Here is a 9,373-nt window from a genome sequence, read left to right as displayed (position 1 = left end):
AGCGGAAAGGACCTGTTCCTTGAGACATCAGCGTGGTATATCTATGTCCCGGTGATGGCCGTATTCCTATTCTTCTTTGCCCGTTGGGGATATGGATGCTATAAGAATATTACCCAGTCTGCGGAAGAACTTCTCCGTGGGATGGAATAGACCTCCGATGAAAAATCTCATTAGCCTCCCTGTTGGGGAGGCTTTTTTTGCTTTCGGGGGGATGGTAATTCTTTGAGCTGTATGAGGATTGCAATATATATTCTGTTATTTTAGAGAAAACTAAACACATTTCCCTTATGAAAAGAATGCGCTTGTTGCTGTTTTTCCTGATGCTCTCCATGAGCGTGACCTATGCCCAGGACTCAGTATTTGAGAAACTGAAAGAAATAGCGGTGGTCGACCAGAAGGTGATGATGCCCATGAGAGACGGAATAAGACTGGCAACTGATATTTACCGCCCCAAAGGGGATGGAAAATTCCCCATCATCTTTTCCAGGACCCCCTATAACTTTAATTCATGGGGAGACGGGGAAGAGCGGACAAGGACGGCACAGCGGGCCCTGGAAGCTGTGGAAAGGGGATACGCCTATGTGGTACAGAACGAACGCGGGAGGTACTATTCCGAAGGGGAGTGGGATATACTCGGAGTTCCCCTCACGGATGGATATGATGCTTTTTCCTGGATGAGTCAGCAACCCTGGTCTAACGGCAAGATAGGTTTGCTCGGGTGTTCCTCCACGGCCGAGTGGCAAATGGCTGTCGCAGCCTTGGATCACCCTTCCCTCGGCACCATGGTGCCACAGGGTTTTGGAGCCGGAGTGGGCCGCGTGGGAGACTACATGGAACAGGGTAACTGGTACAGGGGTGGTGCGGAACAGATGCTTTTCTTCGCCTGGTTGTACGGGGTGGAACACGATGTCTTTAAGCCCAGGATCCCTGAGGGGGCAACGCAGGAAGACCTGATCAGGATCTCCCGTTTTTACGACCTGGCTCCAGAGAATCCTCCGGTGGATATGGCTGAAGCACTGAAACACCTGCCGATACAGGACTTTATCAAGAGTATTTCGGGGAAAAAAGAGATCTTCGAAAAGATGGTAAGGCGTAAGCCCAATGATCCGGCCTGGTTCGAAGGAGGACTTTACCACGATGATATGGAGATCGGTATCCCGGCTTTCTGGTTCGCCAGCTGGTACGACGTATCTATCAGCCCGAACCTCGCCCTCTTTAATCATGTAAGAAACCATGCCAAGGACGCCGAAGTACGGGACAACCAGTATTTAGTCATCGCACCCACCCTGCATTGCGCGTATACCCGAGCCACGGAAAATACGGTAGTTGGAGAGCGGTCTGTTGGGGATGCCAGACTCAATTATGACGATCAGATTTACGGCTGGTTCGATCTCTGGTTAAAAGGCGATGCCAATGATTTTAAAGAGAAAACACCCAGGGTTCAATACTATACCATGGGTATCAACAAGTGGAACAGCTCAGACACCTGGCCTCCGGCTGAAGCGAGGATGCAGACCTTCTATCTCCGGAGTGGGGGGAAGGCCAACAGCCTCTATGGGGACGGCAGCCTGAGTAAAAATAAACCGGTTAAGAATGACAGACCGGACACCTTCGTCTACGATCCCATGAACCCCGTACCCTCTTATGGAGGAAATGTCTGTTGTACTGGGAATGCCGTCAGGGGCGGGGCCTTTGACCAGCAGGTGATGGAAACCCGGAACGACATCCTCGTGTACACCTCGGATGTCCTGGAGGAAGGGGTGGAAGTGAGTGGCTTTATCGAGTCTACCCTCTACCTGTCCAGCGATGTTAAGGATACGGACCTCACCGTAAAACTGATCGATGTATATCCCGACGGCCGGGCCTACAACCTGGACGAGACCATCCAAAGGGTGCGTTACAGGGAAGGATATGACAAGGAGGTCTTTATGGAAAAGGGCAAAGTTTACAAGGTGGACCTTACGCCCATGGCGACTAGTAATTATTTTAAAAAGGGACATCGGATCCGCATTGAGGTGTCGAGCAGCAATTTTCCTCGCTTTGCGAGAAATCTGAATACCGGAGGGAACAATTACGATGAGAAGGTAGGTGTGGTCGCAACCAACACCATCCATCACTCAGAAAATTATCCCTCCCAGATCAGGATCCCAGTGGTGAAAAAGTAGAGGTTCAATTCCATTGAGTGACAGTACCTCGATTCATAATAAAGGCACATGAAAACCCTATGGAAATACAGTAAGGTCGTCGTCCTGTCCCTCCTGGGAGGTATTTCCCTTAATGCACAGCAAAGTGCCATGGAGAGAAGGCAACAGATGGTGGAACTACAATTGGCGGGGCGGGACATCACAGACAAGGCCACCCTTAAGGCCATGGCGAAAATACCCCGGGAAGCCTTCGTACCCATCTCGCAGCGGCCTTTCGCCTATGAAGACAGGCCCTTGCCCATCGGTGACGGCCAGACGATCTCACAACCCTACATGGTGGCCTATATGACCCAGGCACTCCGACTCAAATCTTCGGATCGGGTGCTGGAAATAGGCACGGGATCGGGATACCAGGCCGCCGTGCTCTCGCAGATCGTAGATACGGTTCACACCATCGAGATTATCCCGTCCCTGGGAAAGAGGGCTGAGAGGATCTTCAAAGAACTCAATATCGGAAATGTGCAGGTTCGCATCGGCGACGGGTATTTCGGGTGGGAGGAAAAAGCTCCTTTTGACGCCATTATCGTAACGGCCGGGGCAGAGCGTATTCCCCCTGTACTTGTCGAACAACTGGCCGAAGATGGAGTCATGGTGATCCCGGTTGGCCCGCACAGGGGAGTGAGGCAACTCATTCGCCTGACCAAGAGAAAAGGCAAGATCCGGACCCGCTCCCTGATGGAGGTGCGCTTTGTGCCATTTGTCAGGAACTGAGTGGAGTCCGGACTTCATTCATGCTTCGGAACACGCTGATTTTTTACCTCGACAGGAATTCGTGTCATCCCGTCTAATATCGGGGTGTTTTTATAGTTTTTAAGCGGAAAAAATAGTACATTACAAGGTGGTTTTTACCCGGCAGGAGGGACTTGTTTTTACCAGTTGATCACTCCTGTAACGGGACCTGTCCTGAAGGCTTTCCATTGCTTACAGGATGAGGCAGGAAGTGATTCTAATAACGACCTAAATATTCTGTACTATGAAAGTATTTGACGATAAGCACATTAAAAATGTCGTGTTTGTGGGCGCCCACCAAAGTGGGAAGACCACCTTGTCTGAGACCATGCTCTTTGAGGCCGGTCTGATCAACCGAAGGGGAACTGTGGAAGGCAAGAACACGGTTTCGGATTATCACGACATTGAACACGAGAGAGGAACTTCCGTTTTTGCAACTCCTTTGCACACAGAGTGGCGTAATTACAAGATAAACATCATAGATACACCCGGACTTGACGACTTCGTTGGGGAGATCATTTCTTCCATTCGGGTGGCCGATACCATCCTCACGGTGATCAATGCCCAGAACGGGGTGGAAATAGGTACTGAGATCATTTGGGACTACATCGATCGTTATCAGAAACCCACGGTATTCGTGGTGAATCAAATCGACCATCTCAACGCCAACTTCGACATGAGTTTCAAGAGCATCAAAAACCTGGTTGGCAACAATGCTGTACTGATTCAATACCCTCACAAGATCGATGGGGCTCAGTGCATCATCGACGTACTTAAGATGAAATGCTACAAATTCGGGCCCGAGGGAGGAAAGCCCGAGAAATTACCGATTCCCGAGGATCAGGCAGAACGGGCTAATACACTCCATAATGAACTGGTTGAAAAGGCCGCCGAAAATGACGAAGCCCTGATGGAATTGTTCTTTGACAAAGGAACGCTCAATGAAGATGAGATGAGGATGGGGATCAAGGCCGGGATGCTCAACCACGAACTCTTCCCTGTTTTCTGTGTATCGGCCCTCAATGATATGGGTAGCGGCCGGCTCATGGGGTTCATCGATAATGTGGCCCCTGCCGCAGCTGACCTGAAACCGGAGCAAACCGTGGAGGGGAAGACCCTGGAGAGAAAGAAGGAGGCCCCCACCACGCTTTTCGTCTTTAAGACCGTCTTTCAGCCCAGCCTGGGTCAGATCACCTTCTTCAAAGTTAAATCCGGAGAAGTCAAGGTCAATGATAAGCTTGTCAATTCGAGGAATGGGGAGACCGAAGTGCTGAACCAGTTGTTCATCATGGACGGAAAGAACAGGGAGCCTGTAAATAAACTAACCGTTGGCGACATTGGAGCCAGCCTCAAATTAAAATACACGGAAACCAACGATACGCTTCACGAAAGCGGATCCCCGGCAACCATCAAGCCGATCGATTATCCCGAGCCCCGCACGCGCAGGGCCGTTTCCGCCAAAAAGAAGCAGGAGGAGGAGAAACTCAGCGAGGCCCTGAAGAAGATCCACAGTCAGGATCCCACAGCAGTGGTAGAATACTCCAAGGAACTCCGTCAGTTGATCCTGGGATGCCAGGGTGAGCTGCATTTGGCTACTATCGACTGGAGCCTGAAGCACAATTACGGTATTGAAGCGGAATTCGAGGCACCCAAGATCGCCTACAGGGAAACCATACAAAGGTCCTCGGCCTCCAGCTACAGGCATAAAAAGCAATCCGGAGGTGCGGGCCAATTCGCCGAAGTACACCTCAAGATCGAACCCTGGAAGGAAGGGATGCCCGAACCCGTGGGATTCAATATCCGCGGGAAGGATGAGATAGACCTCCCCTGGGGTGGGAAGCTCGTTTTCTACAACTGCATTGTTGGCGGGGTGATCGATGCCAGGTTCCTGCCCTCAATCAGGAAAGGAATTCTGGAGGTCATGGAGTCGGGTCCGCTGACTGGTTCCTTCATCAGAGACGTGCGGGTGATGGTCTACGACGGGAAGATGCACCCGGTCGACTCTAATGACATCGCCTTTAAGATCGCCGGTGCACATGCCTTTAAAGAGGCCTTTATGAATGCGAATCCCAAACTGCTGGAGCCTGTACAGGAGGTGACCGTCAGGGTACCCGAGGAAACCGTGGGAAGTGTGATGACGGACCTGCAATCCAGGCGATCCATCATCCAGGGTATCGACAGTATCGACCACTTCCAGATTCTGAAATGTGCAGTTCCGGAAGCTGAATTGTACCGGTATTCGACGGATCTGAGGTCTCTGACGCAGGGGAAAGCTACGTTCAGTGCTGTTTTCTCATCCTTTAAAGCCGTACCCAGCCATATCCAGCAGGATCTGGTAGGTTCCCACGACAAATAGGGAGATCTTTTATGGGCTGTCCTGGATACTGGGCTATTGAATGAGTTGTGAATTCCAACAACTACATAGATTTCCATTGCCATCCGTCATTGAAACCCTTTGGGAAGAGTTTCAGAAAAACCCCTGTGGGCCAAAACAGTGCGGACCGCAGGCGCAACTCCAGTATATGGCGTTATGACCCTCCTTCGGTCTTTGACAAGGCCCTGAATTATCTGAGTGGCCTGACCAAATTCTCCCAGTCCAATTTCACCGCCCTCACCCTGGGAGGCGTAGATACGGTGTGTGTGTCTCTTTATCCCCTGGAAAAATGGTTTATCCGAAATAAGATGAAGAATGAGCTCATCCTGGACCTCGCATCCAACTTTGCCCTGGGAATTGGAGCAAAAAGGATAGACCATATACAGGAAATGCAGGACTATTTTGCAGACCTCCTTTTGCAATACGACTTTTATAGGCAATTAGATGGAAAGGTCTTCCGTGTAGGCGGTAACAGGGTTCGTTACAAACTGGTTCGCTCTTATGATGAGATCCTGGAACTCAGAGAACAGGCAGATTCCTCCAGGATCAGAACGATTGCGGTGATTATCAGTATTGAAGGGCTGCATGTCCTGAATACGGGATTGAGAAAGGAACCCGTGGAAGCAGAAGTCCTTCAAAATATAAGGGCGATAAAAAATTGGGAATACCGGCCATTTTTTATCACAGTAGCCCATCATTTTTGGAATGACCTCTGCGGACATGCCCCAAGCCTCACGGGCGTCATCACGAAATATGCGGATCAGGGAGAAGGCCTGGATACCGGATTCACCCCCCTGGGATGGAAAGTCCTGGAACGCATGCTGGACAATGACAAAGGCAGGCGTATCCTTCCCGATATCAAGCATATGAGTGTCCGGGCACGGCAAGAGTATTACGAATTTCTGGAAAGACCTGAGTGGAAAGGAAAAAACATTCCCCTGATCATAAGTCATGGGGCATGCAACGGCCTGAGATCTGCTTCTGATCCGGTGCAAGCCCACCCCTTGACAGCTGCACCCCTTAACCCTGTTACCATCAATTTCTATGATGAAGAGATCATTCGTCTGGCGAGATCCGGAGGCATTATAGGCCTGCAATTGGATGAGAGGCGCATAGCCAGCAAGGATACCCTGAAGCACACAAAGAAATCGCTCTACCGCCATAAGATCATGCATTACCGGTCCGGGTTATTGTGGAACCAGGTAAGGCATATCATCACCGTACTTGACGCCGAAGGTCTCTTTGCCTGGGATTGTATGGCCCTGGGTTCAGACTTTGACGGGATCATAGATTCCCTCAATGGATTCTGGACGGCCGAAGAACTGCCTTTTTTGGCAGATTTCCTGGAAAGGCACGCTTTCAATTATATGAAGGAGGCGGTGTTTAAGGTACCGGAAAACAGGATAGGGGCAGACGAGATCGTACAGCGGATCTTTTCAACCAACGGGCATGAGTTTCTTTCAAAGAATTTTATTTGATTTTCCGTACTGAATATAAAAGGATAAAGATCTGTGCTAATCACAGGTTTATATGAAATTTATTACCTTTCCTATAAATCAAATTCAGGATGGAAATATTAATCAAAGTACTTCAGGGCATTGTGGGATTGAGTATTCTCAATGTTTGGCTAATACAGTATAACAAACCTACCCGTTGGCGGGGAGGTGATGCAAAGACGATTGTTGAGGAATTCAAAGCATACGGTTTGCCCGTCTGGTTTTGTTACGTTATAGGCACACTTAAGGTCATACTCGCCCTTATGTTGATCGCAGCGATATGGTATCCTGAATTGAAATTGGCAGCAGCATCCGGACTCGCACTTTTGCTGGCGGGATCGGTTTCCATGCACTTCCGCATTAATGACCCTCTGATCAAATCTTTCCCGGCCTCACTTTTTTTGGCCATGTGTCTGATCATTATCTTCTACGGTTAAGCCTTGGATCTCAATCAAAAGTCCAACAAGTCATAAAAGAGGTAAGCGCTGAGAAGCGCATAGAACAGCGCAGGTAAAACCGCCGGCCAGGGATCCCGGATTCGGATCCGCACTATAACCCCGAACAGCATAAGGAGCGCGAGTCCGGCCGAAGCAGTTAATGAAAGGGCGGCACTCAGATATATCCCAAAGAATAAGCCGGCGCTGCCGAGCAGCTGGAGAATCCCTGTAAGACGCCGCTTATCCGCCAGCCTGTAACGTTCGAACTCTTTTTTCATTTTTGGGGCGAAAAGGCAGCTTATTCCAAATATCAGGAAAGAAAAAGCGAGAAATAAACCTAAAATTTCAGTTTGTTTCATGTTGATAATCCAAACCATGCCTAAGGCATGCAAAGATACTGATAAGTGGAATAAACACTTTGGATGTACATTGATTTACCAGGATGCATTACGGGATGACGTAATTGATTATTTTTGGGCCACGCTTATTGATTAGGATGAGAATAGCCATCGTAGGAGCAGGGTTAAGTGGATTGACTGCAGCAATAGCTCTCGAAAAGTCTGGATATGATCCCGTGATCTATGAAGCCACCTCCGAAGTGGGGGGTAGGGTCAAGACCGATATCGTAGAAGGCTACCAGCTCGATCACGGGTTCCAGGTGCTGCTGGATGCCTACCCTAAAGCTCTGGAATACTTTGATTACGAATCCCTCGAACTGCAACGCCTGTTGCCGGGAGCACAGATATTTACAGGTAAAAAGACCGTTACGGTCGGCGATCCCACCAGGCACTTTCCCTTTCTTCTCCCTACCCTGGAAGCAGGTGTGGCCGGGGTACGTGACCTTTATCTGCTGTGGACCCTGCACCGGGAATTAGAGCGCATGACTGTGGAAGAGGTTTTTCAAATACCCGAAATGACGACGGCCGAGTTTCTGAGCCAGAGAGGTTTTTCAGAAAAAATCCGTCGGAATTTTTTCAACCCTTTTTTCTCAGGCATCTTTCTCGAGCCCGACCTGAACACTTCCTGCCGGATGTTCAGTTTCGTATTCAAGATGTTCGGAAAGGGCTATGCTGTGATACCAAAAAAAGGGATGTCTGCCCTTCCTACACAATTGCTGGGAAAACTAAAGAAGACCGAGATTCATTACAACAGTCCGGTAAAAAGGGTGGAGGAGGAAAAGATCATTTTGGCAGATGGAGCTGAATTCGCATTTGACGCCGTCCTTATAGCCACAGATGCCAGGGGACTGGTCCCTGATGAAGGGGGAAATGAAATACAATGGCACGGTTGCGACACCCTTTACTTTGAGGCGGAGAAGCGCAGTATCCAAAAACCCCTGATCGGACTGGTGGCAAATCCGGATGCCCTTGTAAACAATATCTTCTTTCCCACGAGTATACAGACCGGGTCCAGCGGGCCCAAAGAGCTGCTTTCTGTGACCGTCGTAAAGGATCACGATCTTTCGGAAAGTGAGCTGGTCGCCAGGGTAGAAGAAGAACTGAAAGGGATCTGCGGCTTGGGAGGCTTGCGTTTTCTTAAAAGATATCATATCCGGAAGGCACTGCCAAAGGTAAATCTGTCCGGTACTGACCTGTCAGGAGTTGAGAAAATTACAGGTAACAATATATTTTTGGCCGGTGACCATCTGTTCTATGGTTCTTCAAACGCCGCTCTCTACGGCGGTGAGCAGGCGGCCCATGCCATCGTCAGATACCTAGGCAACCGACCATAAAAAAACCGCCACAAGGGCGGTTTTCAAAAGAGTGAATAAACTTATTCAGCCGGCATCACCACGGCGTCAATGGCGTGGATTACCCCGTTGGAAGCTTCCACATCGGCCATGATCACTGTACTGGCATTTCCCTGTGCGTCTATCAGCTTTACATTTTCCCCGTCGAGGCTCAGGGTGAGCTTGTCACCCTGTACGGTCTCTACCACAAAGGAACCGTCATTGGTTTTGATAGCATCTATCACAGAAGCAGCGGGAAACTTTCCTGCAACCACATGGTAGGTGAGCAGGTTGATCAACGCAGCCTTGTTCTCAGGTTTTAATAGATTCTCCACAGTCCCTTCAGGAAGTTTTGAAAAACTGTCATTGGTAGGGGCAAATACTGTGAAAGGTCCTTCACTGCT

General features: G+C 49.5%; 8 protein-coding genes. 6 read left to right on the top strand and 2 right to left on the bottom strand.

Going from position 1 to position 9,373, the window contains the following annotated elements:
• Positions 1-287 precede the first annotated feature (287 nt).
• The 5 genes from ABYP73_RS08285 to ABYP73_RS08265 all read left to right on the top strand — a co-directional run bounded on the left by ABYP73_RS08285 (position 288) and on the right by ABYP73_RS08265 (position 7,240).
• Complete coding sequence (locus ABYP73_RS08285) at positions 288-2,165, top strand: CocE/NonD family hydrolase (protein WP_372974008.1); 1,878 nt, start codon at positions 288-290, stop codon at positions 2,163-2,165.
• A gap of 48 nt (positions 2,166-2,213) precedes the next feature.
• Entirely contained in the window at positions 2,214-2,915 is a 702-nt protein-coding gene (locus ABYP73_RS08280) for a protein-L-isoaspartate(D-aspartate) O-methyltransferase (protein ID WP_372974007.1), read from the top strand.
• Positions 2,916-3,177: 262 nt separating this feature from the next.
• On the top strand, positions 3,178-5,289 hold the full coding sequence (locus ABYP73_RS08275; RefSeq protein ID WP_372945099.1) for an elongation factor G: 2,112 nt from the start codon (positions 3,178-3,180) through the stop codon (positions 5,287-5,289).
• A 47-nt stretch (positions 5,290-5,336) separates the two neighbouring features.
• Positions 5,337-6,785, top strand: coding sequence for a membrane dipeptidase (locus ABYP73_RS08270; RefSeq protein ID WP_372974006.1), 1,449 nt, complete (start codon positions 5,337-5,339; stop codon positions 6,783-6,785).
• A gap of 89 nt (positions 6,786-6,874) precedes the next feature.
• Positions 6,875-7,240: a DoxX family protein gene (locus tag ABYP73_RS08265; protein ID WP_372945494.1), complete on the top strand. Its 366-nt coding sequence runs from the start codon at positions 6,875-6,877 to the stop codon at positions 7,238-7,240.
• Between the two features lie 14 nt (positions 7,241-7,254).
• Here the strand turns inward: ABYP73_RS08265 and ABYP73_RS08260 are convergent, their stop codons facing one another.
• On the bottom strand, positions 7,255-7,599 hold the full coding sequence (locus ABYP73_RS08260) for a DoxX family protein (protein ID WP_372945495.1): 345 nt from the start codon (positions 7,597-7,599) through the stop codon (positions 7,255-7,257).
• A 137-nt stretch (positions 7,600-7,736) separates the two neighbouring features.
• Here ABYP73_RS08260 and ABYP73_RS08255 point away from each other — a divergent pair, with 137 nt between their 5' ends.
• Positions 7,737-8,972 carry an NAD(P)/FAD-dependent oxidoreductase gene (locus ABYP73_RS08255; protein WP_372974005.1) on the top strand — a complete coding sequence of 412 codons (1,236 nt, stop codon included), beginning with the start codon at positions 7,737-7,739 and terminating at the stop codon, positions 8,970-8,972.
• Between the two features lie 41 nt (positions 8,973-9,013).
• Here the strand turns inward: ABYP73_RS08255 and ABYP73_RS08250 are convergent.
• On the bottom strand, positions 9,014-9,373 hold a 360-nt coding region (locus tag ABYP73_RS08250), incomplete at its 5' end, for a fasciclin domain-containing protein (protein WP_372974004.1).

It is taken from the genome of Muriicola sp., from assembly GCF_041567615.1.
Lineage (GTDB): Bacteria > Bacteroidota > Bacteroidia > Flavobacteriales > Flavobacteriaceae > Muriicola.
This window is presented reverse-complemented; position numbering and strand designations above follow the sequence as displayed.

Excerpts from the sequence above, each read along its gene's own strand:
- ABYP73_RS08285 (WP_372974008.1), top strand. The coding sequence starts at position 288 with ATGAAAAGAATGCGCTTGTTGCTGTTTTTCCTGATGCTCTCCATGAGC.
- ABYP73_RS08280 (WP_372974007.1), top strand. The coding sequence starts at position 2,214 with ATGAAAACCCTATGGAAATACAGTAAGGTCGTCGTCCTGTCCCTCCTG.
- ABYP73_RS08275 (WP_372945099.1), top strand. The coding sequence starts at position 3,178 with ATGAAAGTATTTGACGATAAGCACATTAAAAATGTCGTGTTTGTGGGC.
- ABYP73_RS08265 (WP_372945494.1), top strand. The coding sequence starts at position 6,875 with ATGGAAATATTAATCAAAGTACTTCAGGGCATTGTGGGATTGAGTATT.
- ABYP73_RS08260 (WP_372945495.1), bottom strand. The coding sequence starts at position 7,599 with ATGAAACAAACTGAAATTTTAGGTTTATTTCTCGCTTTTTCTTTCCTG.
- ABYP73_RS08255 (WP_372974005.1), top strand. The coding sequence starts at position 7,737 with ATGAGAATAGCCATCGTAGGAGCAGGGTTAAGTGGATTGACTGCAGCA.